Origin of the sequence: Nonomuraea sp. NPDC052129, assembly GCF_040680095.1 — a bacterium.
GTDB lineage: Bacteria > Actinomycetota > Actinomycetes > Streptosporangiales > Streptosporangiaceae > Nonomuraea.
This window is the reverse complement of record NZ_JBFAVX010000014.1, coordinates 37993-56410: the sequence shown is the minus strand read 5'-3', so window position 1 is coordinate 56410 and position 18418 is coordinate 37993. Positions and strand designations below refer to the sequence as shown.

14 protein-coding genes and 1 riboswitch are annotated in these 18418 nt (G+C 71.3%); of the genes, 10 read left to right on the top strand and 4 right to left on the bottom strand.

The features are described 5' to 3' along the window. Positions 1-35: 35 nt before the first annotated feature. Both AB0L53_RS28630 and AB0L53_RS28625 read right to left on the bottom strand, forming a co-directional pair. On the bottom strand, positions 36-161 hold the full coding sequence (locus AB0L53_RS28630) for a hypothetical protein (RefSeq protein ID WP_363999985.1): 126 nt from the start codon (positions 159-161) through the stop codon (positions 36-38). Between the two features lie 71 nt (positions 162-232). Continuing rightward, positions 233-4621 carry a cation-translocating P-type ATPase gene (locus AB0L53_RS28625; RefSeq protein WP_363999982.1) on the bottom strand — a complete coding sequence of 1463 codons (4389 nt, stop codon included), beginning with the start codon at positions 4619-4621 and terminating at the stop codon, positions 233-235. Positions 4622-4672: 51 nt separating this feature from the next. Between AB0L53_RS28625 and AB0L53_RS28620 the strand changes: the two genes are divergently transcribed. The 10 genes from AB0L53_RS28620 to AB0L53_RS28575 all read left to right on the top strand — a co-directional run bounded on the left by AB0L53_RS28620 (position 4673) and on the right by AB0L53_RS28575 (position 14530). Then, on the top strand, positions 4673-5311 hold the full coding sequence (locus AB0L53_RS28620; protein WP_363999979.1) for a hypothetical protein: 639 nt from the start codon (positions 4673-4675) through the stop codon (positions 5309-5311). A gap of 402 nt (positions 5312-5713) precedes the next feature. Beyond that, complete coding sequence (locus AB0L53_RS28615) at positions 5714-6475, top strand: phytanoyl-CoA dioxygenase family protein (protein ID WP_363999976.1); 762 nt, start codon at positions 5714-5716, stop codon at positions 6473-6475. Between the two features lie 60 nt (positions 6476-6535). Further along, entirely contained in the window at positions 6536-7492 is a 957-nt protein-coding gene (locus tag AB0L53_RS28610) for a phosphotriesterase-related protein (protein ID WP_363999973.1), read from the top strand. Next, entirely contained in the window at positions 7489-8787 is a 1299-nt protein-coding gene (locus AB0L53_RS28605) for a cytochrome P450 (RefSeq protein WP_363999970.1), read from the top strand. The genes AB0L53_RS28610 and AB0L53_RS28605 overlap by 4 nt, the downstream gene beginning before the upstream one ends. Positions 8788-8866: 79 nt before the next feature. After that, on the top strand, positions 8867-9682 hold the full coding sequence (locus AB0L53_RS28600; RefSeq protein ID WP_363999967.1) for an SDR family oxidoreductase: 816 nt from the start codon (positions 8867-8869) through the stop codon (positions 9680-9682). A gap of 254 nt (positions 9683-9936) precedes the next feature. Next, positions 9937-10800, top strand: coding sequence for a Gfo/Idh/MocA family oxidoreductase (locus AB0L53_RS28595; protein ID WP_363999964.1), 864 nt, complete (start codon positions 9937-9939; stop codon positions 10798-10800). A 7-nt stretch (positions 10801-10807) separates the two neighbouring features. Then, positions 10808-10928, top strand: a riboswitch (cobalamin riboswitch). A 72-nt stretch (positions 10929-11000) separates the two neighbouring features. Continuing rightward, positions 11001-11969 (top strand): ABC transporter substrate-binding protein, encoded by a 969-nt coding sequence (locus tag AB0L53_RS28590; RefSeq protein WP_363999961.1) that lies wholly within the window; start codon positions 11001-11003, stop codon positions 11967-11969. Positions 11970-11980: 11 nt separating this feature from the next. Further along, on the top strand, positions 11981-12979 hold the full coding sequence (locus tag AB0L53_RS28585) for an iron ABC transporter permease (RefSeq protein WP_358551224.1): 999 nt from the start codon (positions 11981-11983) through the stop codon (positions 12977-12979). Further along, positions 12976-13830, top strand: a complete 855-nt coding sequence (locus tag AB0L53_RS28580) for an ABC transporter ATP-binding protein (protein ID WP_363999958.1) — start codon at positions 12976-12978, stop codon at positions 13828-13830. Before AB0L53_RS28585 ends, AB0L53_RS28580 begins: the two co-directional genes overlap by 4 nt. A gap of 49 nt (positions 13831-13879) precedes the next feature. Continuing rightward, positions 13880-14530: an adenosylcobinamide amidohydrolase gene (locus tag AB0L53_RS28575; protein WP_358551036.1), complete on the top strand. Its 651-nt coding sequence runs from the start codon at positions 13880-13882 to the stop codon at positions 14528-14530. A gap of 117 nt (positions 14531-14647) precedes the next feature. Here the strand turns inward: AB0L53_RS28575 and AB0L53_RS28570 are convergent, their stop codons facing one another. Further along, complete coding sequence (locus AB0L53_RS28570; protein ID WP_363999955.1) at positions 14648-16384, bottom strand: hydantoinase B/oxoprolinase family protein; 1737 nt, start codon at positions 16382-16384, stop codon at positions 14648-14650. Further along, positions 16377-18377, bottom strand: coding sequence for a hydantoinase/oxoprolinase family protein (locus tag AB0L53_RS28565; protein ID WP_363999952.1), 2001 nt, complete (start codon positions 18375-18377; stop codon positions 16377-16379). The genes AB0L53_RS28570 and AB0L53_RS28565 overlap by 8 nt, the downstream gene beginning before the upstream one ends. Positions 18378-18418 lie beyond the last annotated feature (41 nt).

The window sequence follows — 18418 nt, the reverse complement described above, 5'->3', positions numbered from 1 at the left end:
GCAAAGGCCCTGACCGCAAGGCGCGCGCGGCGAGATCAGGCCAGTCGGAAGGCGGCGCGGCCGGCGAGGGAGGTGACCAGCGCCTGGATGAGCCGCGCGATCAGCATTTCCAGGAGCATCATGCCCGCCTTCGCGAGCACAGAGGCCAGAAATTCAGACACCGAGTACCTCACATCAGTAAACCTACCGTTATGAGGATAATCAGCCACAAAAGTTGCGATAAGGCAACAAATCAGGTGTCTATATGGTGAACCGCTGATGACTGCTCCGCGCTCGCCCGCTCCATCAGCCCCGCCACCAGCGCCGCCGCCCCGGCGCAGCCCAGCCCGATGGCCCAGCCGAACGGGCCGACCGGACGGCAGCCGAAGACCTGGCTGAGCCCCGGGACGGAGATGATCACCATGAGGGCCGCCAGCGACGACACCGACGCGAGGAACACCAACCGATCCCCGTCCCCCACCGACAAAGTCTGCAGCAGTTGCGCTCCCACCAGGCCGATGAGCCCGACGGTGGACGCGCGGCGCGGCGTGCCCGTCATCCGGCCGAGCAGCCACGCCGCGGTCGCCGCCGCGGCGGTGGTGACCGCGCGCACGTAGATGTCCCGGGTCAGGGCGGTGCCGAGCGAGACCTCCGGCCCCTCGGCGAGCAGCTTCTCCGGGGTCTCGGCGTTCGGCGGGCGAACGGCCACGGCCATCGCGGGCAGCATGTCGGTGAGCAGGTTGATCAGGAGCAACTGGCGGGCGTTCAGCGCGCTGCGCCTGGACAGCAGGCTAGATCCGACCGTGAAGGCGATCTCTCCGACGTTCCCGCCGAGCAGGATGCCGAGCGAGTCGCGGACGGAGCCCCACATCGCCCGGCCCTCGGAGATCGCGTCGATGATCGTCTCGATGCGATCGTCGATCACCACGATGTCGGCGGCGGCCCTGGCGGCCGGGACGGCACGCGGTCCGAGGGCGATGCCGATGTCGGCGAGCCGGATCGCGGGGACGTCGTTGGCGCCGTCACCCGTGACGGCCACCACCTTGCCGGCCCGCCGCAGGCAGGAGACGATGCGGGCCTTGTGCTCGGGCGTGGTACGCGCGAACACCGCCACCTCGGGCAGCACCTCGACCAGGGCGTCGTCGTCCAGCCCTTCGAGTTCGGGTCCGGTCATCACCCGCTGGCCGTTCAGAACGTGGATCTCGGCGGCGATGGCCTCGGCCGTGCTCGGATGGTCACCAGTGATCATGATGACCCGCACGCCGGCGCGCATCAGCCCCTCGACGCTCCGCTTCGCCGTGGGCCGTACTGGGTCGGCCAGGCAGAGGAAGCCCAGGAAGCACAGGCGCTGGATGCGGGCCTCGTCGAGATCGGCGCGGCTGGACGCCTCACGCTCGGCGACGGCGAGCACGCGGAAGCCCTGCAACGCCTGCCTTTCCACCTCCTTCTCCAGCTCACGCCTGGTCCTCGGGCCCATGGGTACCTGCTCGCCGCCGCGGACCAGGTGGGTGCAGCGGTCGAGGACGACCTCGGGGGCTCCCTTGACGCTCAGCAGGTGACCCGACTCGGACAGGCCGAGCACCGCGTGGTAGCCGCGCGCGGGTTCGAACGGCAGCTCGTCGACCCGGTGCCACTCCCGAAGGCCGTCCTTGGGCGCCACGTGGAGCTTGGCGGCGCCGTCCACGACGGCGCGGTCCGTCGGATGGGGGATGGCCCGCCCGCCCTCGAAGCGGGGACCCGCCCGGAGCGCCGCGCCGACGATCACCTTCAGCTCCGGCGTCAACGTCTCGACCGGCCGGGCGTGGCGTCCGTCCGAGACCTGGCGCAGGCTGATGTGGCCCTCGGTCAGCGTTCCGGTCTTGTCGAAGCAGAGCACGTCGACCCGGCCCAGGGCCTCGATCGTCGACGGGTTGCGGACCAGCGTGTTGCGCTGGGAGAGCCGTTTGCTGGAGGCGAGCTCGGCCACGGTGGCGATGAAGGGCAGCCCTTCGGGGACCGCGGCAACGGCCAGGCTCACCGCGGGGGCGAGGGCCGCGGACAGGGGCGAGCCGCGCAGCAGGTTCGTCACCATCAGGACCAGGCCCGACCCGATCGCGGCGGGCAGGATACGGCGGCTCAGCCTGCGCAGCCGCAGCTCCACACCGCTCACCGGCGGCCCCTCGGCGGCCAGTCCGGCGGTCCGGCCCGCCTCGGTCTCCTCCCCGGTCGCCACGACCACGGCCAGGCCGTGTCCGGCCGCCACCGTAGTGCCCTCGTACACCATGGACCGGCGATCCGCGACGGCGGCGGCCACGGTGGGCGCCGCGGTCTTGGACACGAGCTGCGACTCGCCGGTCAAGGTGGACTCGTCGATCTCCAGGTTGACCGCCTGGATCAGCCTGCCGTCGGCCGGTACGGCGTCACCGGCGCGCAGCTCGATCACGTCCCCCTTCACCAGGTCGTCGGCGACGCCGGAGACGCCGCCGCCGGGCCTGCGCAGCCGGACCCGGACGGCGGTGACCTCGGTGAGCCGGTGCACCTCCCGGTCGGCGCCACGCCGCTGCGCCCCGCCGATGACGGCGTCGACCACCATCACGCCGCCGATCAGTACGGCGTCCAGGACCGAACCGACCGACGCCGACAGCCCCGCGCCCGCCGCCAGGACCGGCGTCAACGGGTTGGCGAGCTCCTCCAGGGACGCCATGACCAGGGAGGTGGGCCCGGCGGAATCCGGCCGCGCCGGTTTCGTCCTGCGGCGCTCGGCCTCCCTCTTGTTCAGCCCGTGCGGTGACGTACGCAGCAGGGCGAGGACGTCGGGCACCGCCATCGCGTGCCATGGCGTGCGATCGGCGGGCACCGGCGGCGCCGTCCGTCTGACGTTCCGTCCCACCCACTCCCCGGTGACCAGGGCGGCCACGGAGGTACAGTCGCGTACCAGGTGCGCCCGCGCCACCGCCGTCGGGGCCGGGCCGAGCACGGCCAGGCCCGCGCCGACGACCCCCGCCGCGGCGGCCACCCGCACGCTGCGCCTGCTGGCCTTCTTCGCGTACGGGACGCAGCGCAGCAGCAGGTGGATCCCGTCGAGGTCGCTGATCACGTCGGCGTCCCATGGCACGCGCCGCGCCCCTCGGAGCACGCCGATGCCCAGGTCCGCCTGGCGCAGGCCGCGCCTCGACGTACGGGACACCACGGCCACGACGTGTCCTTCGGACTGCAGCGACCGAAGCGCGGCGACCAGCCGGGAGCCGCCGTTGACGACCCGGTCCACACCGAGTCGCGGGCCGAGGTACGCCTCCCCACCGGCCAGGACCACGTCGCCCGCGCATTTCGCGGCGGCGACCACGGCTTCGGCCAGCGGGTGGAGCTCCGGCGCCACCCCGACCAGCGCGACCGGGATCCCCTGCCGAGAGACGCTGATCGGCCGGATCCCCTGACGGCGCCACTTCCGCACCTCCGCGGGATCGCGCGTCGCCGAGTACGGCCCCGCCGACCAGCCGTCCCGTTCGCGCCGGGCCGCCGGATCGGTGAGGTCGAGCAGCGTGTAGATCCGCGCGTGCAGCTCGTCCAGGCTCCCGCCCGAGTTCCCGTCCGCGCCGTGGTCCGTGCCGAGGTTCGCGCCATGGTCTGTGCCGAGCGGGACGATGCCGTCGATCGTCCACCCGCCCGTGGTCAGCGCGGCGGCGTCGAGGAGGACCGTGTCGACGCGATCCAGACGGCCCAGCGCGCGGCGGTGGAGCACCATTCCACCGCGGTTGGCCAGGGCGCGCGCGAGAACGCTGGTGAAGGCGTCCCTGCCGAAGTGCGCGGCCTTCGGGATCCCCGTGATGAGTACGGAGAGCCCCCGCTCGTGGCCGCCGCCCACCACGGTGGTGACCGCCTGCGTCACCACCGTGGCGGTGCTCGCGGCATTGGCGTACAGCTCGACGGGCCCGTGCGGCAGCGGAACAGGTCGAGGCCGCTCCGCGACCTTGATGTGCCGGTACGCCCCGTCGGCGTCGGCGAACTCCTCCTCGCGCAGCTCCCAGGCCCGCCGCCCGGCGCACGAGTCGACGAAGCGGATGGCCGCCGCGACGGAGTCGACGAGCATCGACACGGGCCGTACCGCCAACGTCTGGGAGACGAGGCGAGTGGACGCGACCACCGCCTCCGCGGTGGGAACGCTCATGTACCGCTCCAGCTCGCGCCGGATCCGCGGGGTGTGCTCGGCCAGCGACAGGACGGCGGGTACGGCCGGCGACAGGCTCGGCAGGCGGGCGACCCGGCCGGCCAGCGCGAGCCCGGTGCCCAGGACGTGCAGGCCGAGGCTCATCGCGGCGCGGGCCTGCTGCTGCACGCCGTCGAGCGCCACCGGACCACCGGTGCCGATGCCGGTCACGTCGAGTTCGTCGACGATGGTCGCGAGCTTGTCCAGATCGGCCGTGGCCGCGTCGCAGCTCACGAACACACAGCCGAGCGCGCCGTTCACCTCGGCCCGGTCCACTCCGGCCGCGCGCAGCCGGTCTTCGAGGACGCGGGCGGCCGACTCCGTGCCGGGACCGCCGACGTGCCGCAGTTCGATGCGAACGCCACCCGCGCACTTCTGTATCCGGCGAGGGCGGGGGAGCATGCTCCGTACCGGCTCTGGGAGCACGCTCAGGACCGTGTCAGCGGAGAACGGCCACATGTCGTCCCCTCAGCGGAACCGTCCGAACGGCGCGCAGGCTACTCAGTACACGTGGCAACCCGGTCTCACCGGCCCGACCGCGCACGCCCGGTGGTGCTCGCCCGAGCACCCCGTGACGTGGTGGAGGAGGCCGTTTTGCGCTGGGAGGAGGCCCTCTTCGAGGAGCCGGTGGTCGCGGCGGCGCTCGTCGAGGAGGTGCTGCGCCTGCCCGAAGCGGTACGCCGACCCGAGGTGGCGGTCCCTCCCGAGGCGGTGCTCTTTGGTGTGGCGGTGGTCCTGGACCTGGTGGTGCTCTTGGGTGCGGCCGAGCTCCGGGAGGCAGCGGTGCTCTTCGGTGTGGTGGCGCTCCTGGAGGTGGTGGTCCTGGACGTGGTGGCGCTCTTCTGTTCGGTTTCGCTCTTCGGCGTGGCGGTCGCGGCGGTCGCGGTGCGGCTGCGCGCGGCGGAGGTCGTGGCACGGCTGCGGGTGCCTGACGTCGTGGCGCGACCACGGGCGGGGGTCGTGGCGCGGCCGCGGGCGCCGGAGGTCGTGGCGCGGGCGGTGGCGGGCGGGGACGCCTGCGTACCGCGGGCGGGTGTCCCGCTCTCCCCTTGCTGTCCGCGCCGCGCGATCAGCGCACCGGCGCCGATGGCGGCGGCCACCGGCCAGTCGAGCACGCCGAACGCCGCGAGCGCGCCGAGCGCGCCGTAGTACGCGAGGCGCTCGGGCGGCGGAAGGAACGTCCGTGCCACGTCGACGGCGTGACCGAGCTCCCGCCGGGAAAGGCGCGGTAGCCCTAGACGCGGCAACCCCAGATGTGGCATCTCGACGTGCGGCATCCGCAGATCCGGGGGATGGACCTGAACGCTCATCATCGGCAGATCAATCGTTAGTTCTTTGGACGAACGCGCTCGAGACTGGGCAACGGTCATGATTCCTCCCCCATATCGCGGACGTCGAACGCCTCCCCCGCGCGCGACGAACAAGAGTTCCCTGCCCACTTTTATGGCCGTGTATCCGTTTTATGGTTCCCCTTCCGTATTTGAGGACACGCGTTGACCGAAGGGGCAAGGGCACTTACCAAGCGCTTGCTCAGGTGCAAGACTGTGGGACATGGAGATCCCCGTGCGCGCCGCGTCGGACGACGAGGCGGGCTTCTTTCACGAGCACGGATGGGTGCGGCTGCCTGCCCTCGTGCCTCCCGGCGCCGTGGCCGAGCTCAGGCAGCGGGCGACCGGCTACCTGGCAGCCCGCGCGAAGGAGCGGCGGACACTGGTGGACCAGGCGTTCGGGCAGTCGCGCGACATCGCCGAGAGCGACGAGGCGTTTCGGACGCTGGCCCTGAACCCGGCCATGGGCGAGAACGCGACCCGGCTGCTGCACGGTGTGGAGGCCGTACGCGTGCAGGTCACGAACCTGCTCGTCAAAGAGCCCGGGGAGCACGCGGCGACCGAGTTCCACCAGGACTTCCCGTGGATGCCGATGGACCGCTCGGCGATGCTGACCGTCTGGCTGGCGCTGGTGGACGTACCGGCGGACATGGGGTCGCTGCGCTTCTTCAGCGGTTCGCACCGGTACGGACTGCTCGGGCGGAGCTTCACCCGGACGGGTGACGATCAGCTCAGCCAGCACCCGTGGCTCAAGCAACTGGAGCTGTCGCCGCCCCTCGACCTCGCGGCGGGCGACGCGACCGTGCATCACGCCCTGACCGTGCACGGAGCACCCGCCAATCACCGTGACCAGCCGCGCCTGTCGTTCACCGTCACGTACTTCGACGCCAACGCCCTCTACACCGGCACGCCGTACCAGCAGACGGACGGGCTCGACCTAGAGGTGAACCGGCCGTTCGACCACCCGAGGTTCCCGTGCGTGTGAGCGCCCCAGACCTACAGATGAGAGACGCCGCAGTGAGAGGGGCGCAGGTGGGAGACGCGCATGCCTGAGACCGTGAGAGGGCCGGTGGGCGAGCTGGGCGCCACGCTCATGCATGAGCACGTGTTCGGGCTCAGTCCGGAGATTCTCTGGAACTGGCCGGACATCCCGGAAGGGTGGGACCTCGAGCGGCGGGCGAGGGAGGCGGCGGCCAAACTGGACGACCTCCGGGCCGAGGGCATCGACACGATCGTGGACCTGACCGTCATCGGGCTCGGCCGGTATATCCCCGCCGTCCAGCGGGTGGCCGAGCTGACCAGCGTGAACATCGTCGCCGCCACCGGCCTCTACACCTACGACGCCCTGCCCCCGTACTTCGGCAACCGGGGTCCCGGCTCGCTGTTCGGCGGGCCTGATCGGTTGGCGGAGTTCTTCGTACGGGACATCGTTCAGGGAATCGGCCGGACCGGGGTCAAGGCGGGCATGCTCAAATGCGCCACCGACCATCTCGGCATGACCAAGGGGACCGAACGGGTCTTCCGTGCGGTCGCGGAGGCGCATCTGGAGACGGGCGTGCCCATCACCACCCACTCCCACAGCGCCTCCAGGGGCGGCCTGGATCAGCAGCGGGTGCTCGGCGAGTTCGGCGTCGACCTCACCAGGGTCGTCATCGGGCACGCGGGCGACTCGACCGACGTCGCCTACCTGGAGGAATTGGCCGCGAACGGCTCCTACCTCGGCATGGACCGCTTCGGCATCGAGACGCTCTCGCCGTTCGAGGACCGGGTGTCGATCGTGGCGACGATGTGCGCGCGCGGCCACGCCGACCAAATGGTGCTAAGTCACGACTCGTACTGCTTCAACGATCGGTTCGACGCTGAGGTCGTACGGCAGCGCCACCCGAACTACCACCTCCTGCACATCTCCCGCGACGTCCTGCCCGAGCTGCGCAAGAGGGGCGTCACCGAGGAGCAGATCCACCAGATGCTCGTCGACAATCCCCGGAGGATCTTCGCATGATCGAGGGCACGACCGACGGGACGTTCAAGGACGCGACCGACGGCACGACCGGCTGGACGACCGGCGGCACGATCGAGGACGCGACCAACGGCACGATCGGGGACGCGATCGAGGACTTCGACGTCGGCTCGGACTGGCACGTCGCCTCGCCGTACGAGTTCCTCGGCAGGCTGCGCCGGGAGCGGCCGGTGTTCCGCAGCGAGCATCTCGGCGCCTATGTGCTGACCCGGCACGCCGACGTGCGCGCGGCGTACGGCGACCCGAGGCGGTTCTCCTCGGAGGGCTCGCTGACCATCTCCCGCAGCCTCACCCGTGAGACGCGCGAAAGGCTGGGCGAGCATGGGTCGTTCCTGTCCAGCTTCGTGGCGAACGTCGATCCGCCCGACCACACCAGGCTGCGGCGTTCGGTGTCGAAGGCGTTCACGCCACGGGCGGTCTCGGCCATGGAGCAGCACTTCCGGCGGCTCAACGAGGACCTGCTCGACCGCGTGGCGCCCAGGGGCGAGGCCGACTTCGTGTCCGAGATCGGGCACGAGCCGTCGATCAAGCTGACCGCCCGGTTCATCGGGGTGCCCGAGTCGGACGAGGGGTTCGTACAGGCGCATGTGAAGGACTGGTTCCAGCTCTTCCTGTCGCCGCAGCCGCCAGACCGCCAGCTCGAACTGGCCGACAGTTTCCTGACCTATCTGGATTACGTGGATCGGCTGGTCGCGAGCCGCGCCAAGGAGCCACGCGACGACTTCACCTCGCTCATGACCTCGCTGATCGGCTCCGAGCTCAGCCATCGCGAGGTGGTGGAGCTGATCTCCACGATCCTGCTCGGCGGCAACGACACCGTGCCGAACCAGCTCGCCAACAGCGTCCTGCGGCTGCTGCGCGAGGACGCCTGGCCGGTCGCGCCGCCGCTGATCCAGAACGCGGTCGAGGAGTGCATGCGCATCGACGGCGCCTCCCTCGGGTCGTTCCGGTACGCCACCACCGATATTTCACTCCACGACGTGATAATTCCGGAGAAGTCGTTGGTGCTCCTCTCCACCGACTCCGCCGCCCACGACGAGACCGTCTTCCCCGACCCGGACCGGTTCGTCATCGACCGGGCCAACGCCGACGCCCACATGGTCTTCGGTTACGGCATCCACTTCTGCGTGGGCGCCGCGCTCGGCCGGCTGCAGCTCCGGACGGCGCTTGACGTGCTCGGCCGCCGCCTGCCCTCGCTCAGACTCGCCGACGAGCCCATCGTCTACCGCAAGTCCATCGTGGGCCGGGGACTGACGGCCCTGCGGGTGACGTGGTGAGTGCCGTGCTGGGCCCGGTTTGGCGGGCGGGTGGCGTGGTGAGCGTGGCGTCGGGCCTTTTTGACGGGAAGGTGACGTGGTGAGTGCCGCGCCGGGTCGGTTCGATGGGCGGGTGGCCCTGGTGACGGGCGCGGGGTCGGGCATCGGTGCGGCGTGCGCGTCGCGCCTGGCCGCCGAGGGCGCCTGCGTGGGCGTCCTGGACGTGCGCGCGGCGGGCGCCAAGTCGGTCGCCACCGCCATCCGCGCCAGGGGCGGCACGGCCGCAGCGCTCGTCTGTGACGTGTCGGACGAGAAGCAGGTGGCCGAGGCGATCGGCGACCTGGTCACCTCGTTCGGCCGCCTGGACGTCGTCCACTCCAATGCGGCCGCGCTCGACCCCGGTACCTACGGCCGTGATCGCGACCTTGAGGACCTCGATGTCGCCGTCTGGGACCGCACGATGGCGGTGAACCTGCGTGGCTGCCTGCTCATGGTCAAGCACGCGGCCCCTGTGATGGCCGACGGCGGCGCGTTCGTCGTCACTTCGTCGGTCTCTGGCCTGCTGGGCGACGTCGCGCACGTCGCGTACGGCACCTCGAAGGCGGCGCTGACCGGTTTCGTGCGCTACGTGGCCACCAAGTACGGCTCGCGCGGCATCCGCTGCAACGCCGTCGCGCCCGCGCTGGTCCTGACCGATGCGGCCGCGCAGGCCCTCGGCCGGGAGCGGCTGGCCGACAAGGCGGCCGAACGGCTGCTGCCCTGGGCCTGCACCCCGGACGACGTGGCCGACCTCGTCGCCTTCCTCGCCTCGGGTGAGTCGCGATGCATCACGGGACAGACCATCGTCATTGACTCCGGCACGGTGGCCCACCGCCCTGAACACGCCCTGCGCCAATGGCGCGACGCGGCGGGGTGACCATCGGGATTCCCCGGCGTGGTTCGTCACACGACTGTCTCGATCCCTGTGACGGTCTGTCGTGGCTGGGGTCCTTGGGAGAAATACCCCCTCCGGGGACGAGGAAGAATTGGAGGGCGCCGGGGTGCGGAGGAAGTCGGTCTGTCGTGGCAGGAGCCCCCTGGAGGGGACACCCTGCGGGGGAGTGGAAGACCGGATACCCGCAGAACATTCCTAGGAACCGCATTAGGGTTATGGCGGATCAAGGGGGATGAATGGAACCGGTGTCGGTCGGGTTGGTCGGGGCGGGGCCGTGGGCGGAGCGCGCGCATGCGCCCATGCTGGTCAACAGCCCGCATCTCCGGTTCGCCGGCGTGTGGGCCCGGCGCCCGGAGGCTGCCGCTCGGCTGGGGGCGCCGGTGTTCGAGCGGGTCGAGGAGTTGTTCGAGGCGTGCGAGGCCGTGGCGTTCTGCGTGCCGCCGGGCGTACAGGCCGAATTGGGGGTGCGCGCGGCGAAGGCCGGGAAGGCGCTGTTGCTGGAGAAGCCGCTCGCCGACTCGCTGGAGAACGCGCGGCGGCTCGCCGACGCCGTGCGTGAGGCCGGTGTGCCCTCCCAGATGGTGCTCAGCATGCGTTATATGAAGCAGGTCAGGGAGTTCCTGGCGCGCTGCGCGGAAATCGAGGCATTCGGCGGTCACGCCGCGAACATCTCCAATGTCCTGCTGGGCGGCCACCTCTTCGGCACCCCGTGGCGGCTCGAGCGCGGGGCGCTCCTGGACGTCGGGCCGCACGTGGTCGACCTGCTCGACGCCGCGCTCGGCCGGGTGACCGGCGTGCGCGCGCACGGCAACCCGCTCGGCTGGACCGGACTGCTGCTCGATCACGAGGGCGGCGCGGCCAGCGAGGCGTCGCTGTGCATGGCCGCCGCCGGCGACCTGCCGCCCGCCAGCGTCGCGGTGTACGGCAGGACGGGCAGCGTGACGCTGCTGCCCAGTGATGACGACGATCCGTTCGAGACCATCGCCGAGGAGTTCGCGCGGACCGTACGCCAGGGCGGTGGCCACCCGCTGGACGCGGCCCACGGGCTCAGGTTGCAAGAGATCATCGCTGAGGCGGAAGCCCAATTGGGCACCCCTTGACTTAACGCCCATCTGGCGCATTGATAGCGTCTGTCCGACGCGCAGAGTTGCAGCGAAGTCCGGTGCGAGTCCGGCGCTGTCCCGCAACTGTCATAGCCAGGTCGCCTGCCTCCGCGCTGACGTCATCAACCCTCGTGGAAAAGGGTGATCCGTCGCTCTCAAGCGGGTCTCTCGGTTCCGACAGTGTGAAAGGACTTCTCGTGAGGCCCGTACGCACGGCCTTCGCGGGCGCGCTGCTGGGAACGCTTGTTCTGGCCGGATGTGGTCAGACCAGCACTACCACCACCCCGTCACCCGCGAGCCCCACCGGCTCCACCGGTACGACCGGCTCGACCAGCTCCGCCGCCTTCCCCGTGACGGTCGAGGCGGGCAACGGCAAGGTCAGCATCGCCAAAAAGCCGGAGCGAATCGTCTCGCTCTCCGCCAGCCACACCGAGACGCTCTTCGCCATCGGCGCGGGCCCCCAGGTCATCGCGGTGGACGACCAGTCCAACTACCCGGCCGGTGTCCCCAAGACCGACCTGTCCGGCTTCAAGCCGAACGTCGAGGCCATCGTCTCCCAGAAGCCCGACCTGGTGATCGTCTCCAACGACATCGACGGCATCGTCGCCAAGCTGGGCAAGGTGAACGTACCGGTCCTCCTGGAGCCCGCCGCCACCAAGCTCGACGAGGCGTACGACGAGATCACCGACCTCGGCGCCGCCACCGGAAACACCGAAAAGGCCGGACAAGTCGTGACAGGCATGAAGACATCCCTCGACAAGCTCTCGGCGAGCGCCCCCAAGGACAAGAAGCTCACCTACTACCACGAAATCGACCAGACCCCCTACGCGGCGACGTCCAGCACGTTCATCGGGCAGATCTACGCCATGTTCGGCCTCACCAACATCGCCGACAAGGCGCCGGACCCGGCGGGCGGCTACCCCAAGCTGTCGGCGGAGTTCGTCGCCCAGGCCGACCCGGACCTGATCTTCCTGGCGGATGTGAAGTGCTGCCAGCAGAGCAAGGACACGCTGGCCAAGCGCCCCGGCTGGAAGGGACTGTCGGCCGTCAAGGGCGACCAGGTGATCCAGCTCGACGACGACATCGCCTCGCGCTGGGGCCCGCGGGTCGTCGACCTGGCGCAGACCATCAGTGACGCCGTCGGCAAGGCGGCCACCCGCCAGTGAGGTCCAGACCGATGTGGACGGCGGGCGCGCTGGCCGTGCTCGCCGTCTCCATGGTCGCCGGGCTGCTCGGCGGGGCCGCCGACATCTCGCCGTGGCAGGTGGTGCTCCAGGTGCTCGACTGGCTGCCGTACGTACACGTGGACTCGGGGCTGGCACCCGTGGAGCAGGGGCTGCTGTTCGAGCTGCGGCTGCCCAGGGTGCTGGTGGCGGCCGTGGTCGGCGGGCTGCTGGCCATCGCGGGGGCCGGCTACCAGGGGGTGTTCCGCAATCCGCTGGCCGACCCCTACCTGCTGGGCGCCGCGGCCGGAGCCGGGCTGACCACCACTGTGGTCATCGTGCTCGTGCCGACCCCAGCGGTCGGCATCCCGGTGGCCGCCTTCGCGGGTGCGGTCGGCGGGGTGTTTCTCGCGTACGTGCTCGGCAACACCGCCGGGCGCTCGGGCGGCACCGCCACGCTGGTGCTCGCGGGGGTGGCCGTCACCTCGTTCCTGACCGCGATCCAGACGTTCATTCAGCAGTTCAAGGTCGAGCAGTTGCAGCGCATCTACTCCTGGATCCTGGGCGACGTGGGCGGCGGGTGGGACCAGTTCTGGCTGGTCCTGCCGTACGCCGCCGTCTCGGCCGTACTGCTGCTCGCGCATGGGCGGATGCTGGACGTGCTCTCGGTGGGGGACGAGGAAGCCACCAGCCTCGGCGTCCGCGCCGGGCGGGTACGGCTGGCGGTACTGCTCGCCGCCTCCCTGGCCACCGCTGCGGCAGTGGCGGTGAGCGGGCTCATCGGGTTCGTCGGCATCGTCATTCCGCATGTGGTCAGGCGGCTGGCGGGCGGCTCCTACCGGATCGTGCTGCCGCTGTCGCTGATCGGCGGCGCCGCCTTCCTCGTGCTCGCCGACCTGGTCGCGCGCACCGTCATCGCCCCCGCCGAACTGCCCATCGGGGTGGTCACCATGTTCGTCGGCGCGCCGTTCTTCGTGGCGGTCCTGCGCATGACCCGGCAGACCGCCACATGACCGCCGCTACGGGGCCGGCAGACCGCCATGTGACCGCCGCCACGGCCGGGCAGGCCGACACGGCCCGGCCGGCCCGGATGATCGAGACGAGCGCCCTGTCCGTACGGCTCGGCGAGCGCGAGGTGCTCACCGACGTCGACCTCTCGGTACGGCGCGGCGAATGGCTGGCGATCATCGGCCCGAACGGCGCCGGAAAGTCCACCCTGCTCAAAGCCGTCATGGGCGTCGTCGCCCACCGGGGCGACGTCACCGTCGGCGGCCGGGCCGCGAACACGCTCAGGCCCAGGGACCGGGCCAGGCTGGTCGCCTACGCCCCCCAGACGCCCTCGCTGCCCCCCGACATCACCGTGTACGACTACGCCCTGCTCGGCCGCACCCCGTACATTCCTTACCTCGGCAGCGAGAGCCGCCACGACAAGGAGGTCACCAGGTCGGTGCTCGAACGTCTCGACCTCACCGAGTTCGCCGCGCGCCGGCTGGGGGAGCTGTCCGGCGGCGAACGTCAGCGGGTGGTCCTGGCCAGGGCACTGGCCCAGGAGGCGCCCGCGCTCCTGCTCGACGAGCCCACGACCGCGCTCGACCTCGGGCACCAGCAGCAGGTACTGGAGCTGGTCGACCGGCTCAGGCTCGCCGACGAGCTGACCGTGGTGACGACGCTGCACGACCTGACCCTCGCCGGGCAGTACGCCGACCGGCTCCTCCTGCTCGCCGGCGGCCGGGCCGTCGCCGCCGGGCAGCCGGGACAGGTGCTCACGGAGGCGCTGGTCGGCACCCACTTCGACGCCCGGGTGGAGATCGCGCCGGGTCCCGGAGGCCGGCCCGTCGTGCACCTGGTCAGGGGTGGCTCGTGAAAGTGGCGCCGGCCTATCGGGTCGAGGGCGTCGTCCTGAAGGGGGTCTCGTGGAGCTGACGTATCGGGTCGAGGACGGAGCGCGGCTCGGGTCGCTGCTGTGGGAGTTCGGGCCGGGATGGCGGATGATCTCGTCGGCGCTCCTGGGCGGGGGGATCGGGGAGCGTACGTGGGTGCTGAACGCGCAGGTCGTGGCGGGCTACTCGCGGATGGACCCGGTCGAGCACCTGCTCGACCTCGGGCCTGACGGTAGCGGGGTGGGGATGATGACCGCGGCCTCGGTGGAGCGCTACGCGCGGGCGGTGGACGGCGGCGCGGAGGTCGTGGCGACGGTCGGGTTACGTGTCCCCACCTGGGCGGCCGCCCCCGAGGGCGCCACCGACCCCGAGCTGGCCCCGATGCTCAGCACCCTCGCGCCGCCTGTGGGGACGATCAACCTGATGGCCGTGCTGCCGGTCGCGATGACCGACGCCGCCCTGGTCAACGCCGTGATGACGATGACGGAGGCCAAGTCGCAGGCGCTGATCGAAGCGGGTTTCCCGTGCACCGGCACCGCCTCGGACGCCCTGTGCCTGGCCGTACGCGCTGAGGGGCCGCAGGAGCTTTTCGGCGGCCCGCGCTCGACCTGGGGCGCCCGCCTGGCCCGCGCCGTCCACTCCGCCGTCCACCAGGGCGCGGCCTCCTGGCGGCCCCGGAGCTAGGACGATGGGCGTCCCACGACCGTCTCGATCTCCTTTGACGGTCCGTGGTGGCTGAGGTCCTTGTGAAGGGATACCCCCTTTGGGGGCGGGGAAGAGCGGACGTCCGCAGTCGCCGGATCAGCGGGTGAGGCCGTAGTCCTCCTGGGCGCCGCGTTCCGTGACGCGGCCCGCGTCGAGGTCGGCGAGTACCGCTTCGCGGTCCCGCTCGTACGGGGAGCCCATTCCGCCCCCACCCGTCGTCTCCACCACGAACGCCTCACCGGCGGCGAACCGTACGTTGTTCACCTTCGACGCCAGCCGCTCGACCGTCCCGTCCAGGTGGCGCTTGAAGAAGCCGCCGACCCGTCCCGGCAGTCCGCCGTCGCGGCCCGGCGGGGCCAGGCGCAGCCGGTCGCCGCGCGTCGTGACGTGGCAATCCGCCAGGAACCGGTACACGGTCCGCGAGCCCAGCCCGCCGCGATGCCGTCCGGGGCCGCCGGAGTCGGGGATGGTCTCGATCGACTCCACGATCAGCGGGCAGCGGCTCTCCACCGGCTCGGCCTGCGGCACCGAGTTGCGGCCGATGCCGAAGTGCACGCCTGTCGCGTCCGGCCCGTCGAGCCCCCGCCGCGCGCCGACGCCGCCGAAGTCGTACGACAGATGGATCCAGTACGGCGCCCCGACGGCCGCGATCGAGAACGGCTGGAGGATGCCGCTGGGCGCGATGGCCCGCTCCGGGACGGCGTCCGACAGCGCCTGGAAGATGGCCTCCATGGCCGCGTAGATCGGTACGTACCGTCCGCCGCACGGGTAGGGGGAGCGGGCGTTGAGCAGCGAGCCCTCCGGCAGCCGTACCTCGATCGCGCGCAGGCAGCCGTCGTTCATGGGGATCGTCGGATCGAGGAAGCAGCGCACCGCGAACACGGCGGCGGCCAGCGACTGTGACGCGGACGCGTTGATCGCCGCCGGCACCTGGGCACCGGTCCCGGCGAAGTCCACCACAGCCCGCATCTCCGGCACCTGCGGCTCGCTGTCCGTCCGAGTCTCGGGCGCCTTTGGCTCGACGCGCCCGCCATCGGAGGAGCGGCGTTCCAGGGTGATGGCCACCCGGACATCATGCGATTTTTCGGGACTTATTCCGTCGTCGTCGATCGGGTACGACGCCTCGAAGCGGCCCTCCGGGAGGTCGGCCAGCGCGGTCCGCGTCCTGGCCTCCGTGTAGTCGAGGTAATCGTCGATCCCGCTCGCCAGCCCCGCCGCCCCGTACTCCGCCACCAGCGCCCCGACCCGGGCGGCCGCCACGGCGGTGCCCGCCACGAGCGCCCGTACGTCGCCCATGACCTTGTCCGGCGTACGGCTGTTGGCCCGCAGGATGGCCTCCACGGCCGGTTCCAGACCGGCGGAGGTGGCCAGCCGTACGGGAGGCAGCTGAAGCCCTTCGAGGAAGATGTCGGTGGCCAGCGGCGCCATGCCACCGGCGGACAGCCCGCCCAGGTCCGACACGTGGATCATGGTCGCGGCGAAGTACGCGGGCCGGTCCTCGACGAAGACGGGCCGGTAGACGAGCAGGTCGTTGGTGTGCACGCCGCCCCGGTAGGCGTCGTTGAGCACGTACACGTCACCGGGCCGCATCGTCTCCAGCGGCACGTCCCGGACGAGCTCCGGCAGGGCGACCTTGAGCGCCATGCTGTTCATGAGCGTGGTGGCCATGGAGTGCGCGATCAGCCGCCCGCGCGCGTCCAGGACGGCGGCGGAGGCGTCGGACCCCTCGACGATGAACGTCGAGTACGCCGACCGCACGACGACGATGCTGGCTTCCTCGGCGGCGACCACCAGCGCGTTCCGCAGCACCTCGGCGGTCAGCACGTCATTCATGCGGCTCCCTGGTCAGATGTACGGCCCGCGCCGGGCCCAGCGTGGCGGTCCACCCGGGCGGCACCACGATCGTGGACTCGGCGTCCTCGATGATCCCCGGACCGGCCAGGACGGCCAGCGTGTCGCGGGTGTGCATCGGCACCTCGACATACCCGCCCACCTCGGCGAAGTACGCGGACCGCACTCCAAAAGGCCCCGAAGAAGCCACGGGGACGTCGGTGACCGCCGGGACCGGGGCGGCGGGCAGGGTGACGCGGACCCGGTAGCTGACGATCTCCACCTCGCCCCGCTGCGAGATCCCGTAGACCCGCTCGTACCGGTCGAAGAACCGCGCCTCCAACTCCGTACGCGAGGAACTCCACGGCACGGTCAGATCATGCGACTGCCCCCGGAACCGTACGTCCACCGACCGTGAGACCCGCACCCCCGGATCGGTCGGCGACACCCCGAGATCCTCCGCCGCCGAAGAGGCCAGCGAGTCGAACACCTCCGTGGGATCCCCGGCGTCCAGCCGCGACAGCACCCGGTCCGTCGACAGGTCGCCCACCAGCAGCCCGGCCGCCGACGCGACGCCGCAATGGGCGGGCACCACCACGGTCCCGATCCCGAACCGCTCCGCCACCCGCGCCGCGTGCATCGGCCCCGCCCCGCCGAAGGCCACCAGCGCGTACCCGCGCGGATCGATCCCCCGCTGCACGGTCACCACGTGCACGGCCGCGGCCATCGAGGCGCTGACGATCTCGTGCACGGCGTGCGCCGCCGCCGCCCTGGACACCCCGAGCGGCCCGGCCACCCGCTCCAGCGCCTTGTCGGCGAGCGGCGCGGACAGCGGGATCGACGCCGACGTCAGGTAGCCGAGAACCAGGTTCGCGTCCGTGACCGTCGGCTCGGAGCCGCCCAGTCCGTAGCAGGCGGGGCCCGGGTCGGAGCCCGCCGAGTGCGGACCGACGCGCAGTGCTCCGGCGGCGTCGAGCCAGGCGATGCTGCCGCCGCCCGCGCCCACCTCCGCCAGGTCGATGGCCGGGGTCTTGATCGGTACTCCGGTCCCGGCCCGCCGCCCGCCGAAGCTGCCCTTGCCGCCGACGTGGAACTCGTGCGTGATCTCCGGCCGCCCGTCTCGCACCACACAGGTCTTGGCCGTCGTCCCGCCCATGTCGAAGGAGATGACGTTGGCGAACCCGCTGCCCGCCGCCGCGAGCACCCCGGCCGCCGGGCCGGACTCGATCATGGCGACCGCCCGCCTGGCGGCCAACTCGGCGGAGATCACACCGCCGCTCGACTCCATCACGTGGACGGGCGCCTCCACGCCCAGCGAGGCCAGCTGGTCGCGCAGCCTGGAGAGGTACGAGGCCATGATCGGTCCGATATAGGCGGACATGATGGTCGTCGTGGCCCGCTCGTACTCGCGGATCTCCGGCCATACCTCGGACGAGACGACCACGTTCTCGACAGATTCGCGGAGGATCGCGGCCACCTGCCGCTCATGGTCGGGGTTGGCGTAGGAGTGCATCAGGCACACCGCCGCCGACGTGATGCCCCGCCGCGCGATCTCCGCCGCCACCCGCCGTACGGACGCAAGGTCGAGGGGCGTCAGTACGGCCCCGCGCGCCGACACCCGCTCCACCACCTCGAAGCAGTCGCCCGCGGCCACCGGCGGGGGCGGCGGGGTGAAGCGCAGGTCGTAGCGGTCCTCCTCGACCCGGGCGTACCGGCCCAGGGGGACGACCGAGCGGAAGCCCTGGGTGGTGACGTAGGCGACCCGCACGCCCTTGCGTTCGAGCACGGCGTTGGTGGCCAGTGTGGTGGCGTGCACGACCCGGGTGACCGATGCGGGGTCCACGCCGGCGAGCACGCGTGTAACACCGTCCGTAATTCCGGCGATGGGGTCGTAGGGGGTGCTCAAACACTTGGCTACCGTTACCTCGCCCACATGACCGCGCAGGACCACGTCGGTGAAGGTACCGCCTACGTCGATGCCGATCGCGTAGCCCATTCCGGTACCGTAGACGTCCAAGCAAGCGCTTGTCTATGAAC

Coding starts and splice junctions, on each gene's coding strand:
- AB0L53_RS28625 (WP_363999982.1), bottom strand. CDS start 4,621: ATGTGGCCGTTCTCCGCTGACACGGTCCTGAGCGTGCTCCCAGAGCCG.
- AB0L53_RS28615 (WP_363999976.1), top strand. CDS start 5,714: ATGGAGATCCCCGTGCGCGCCGCGTCGGACGACGAGGCGGGCTTCTTT.
- AB0L53_RS28610 (WP_363999973.1), top strand. CDS start 6,536: ATGCCTGAGACCGTGAGAGGGCCGGTGGGCGAGCTGGGCGCCACGCTC.
- AB0L53_RS28605 (WP_363999970.1), top strand. CDS start 7,489: ATGATCGAGGGCACGACCGACGGGACGTTCAAGGACGCGACCGACGGC.
- AB0L53_RS28595 (WP_363999964.1), top strand. CDS start 9,937: ATGGAACCGGTGTCGGTCGGGTTGGTCGGGGCGGGGCCGTGGGCGGAG.
- AB0L53_RS28585 (WP_358551224.1), top strand. CDS start 11,981: ATGTGGACGGCGGGCGCGCTGGCCGTGCTCGCCGTCTCCATGGTCGCC.
- AB0L53_RS28580 (WP_363999958.1), top strand. CDS start 12,976: ATGACCGCCGCTACGGGGCCGGCAGACCGCCATGTGACCGCCGCCACG.
- AB0L53_RS28570 (WP_363999955.1), bottom strand. CDS start 16,384: ATGAATGACGTGCTGACCGCCGAGGTGCTGCGGAACGCGCTGGTGGTC.
- AB0L53_RS28565 (WP_363999952.1), bottom strand. CDS start 18,377: ATGGGCTACGCGATCGGCATCGACGTAGGCGGTACCTTCACCGACGTG.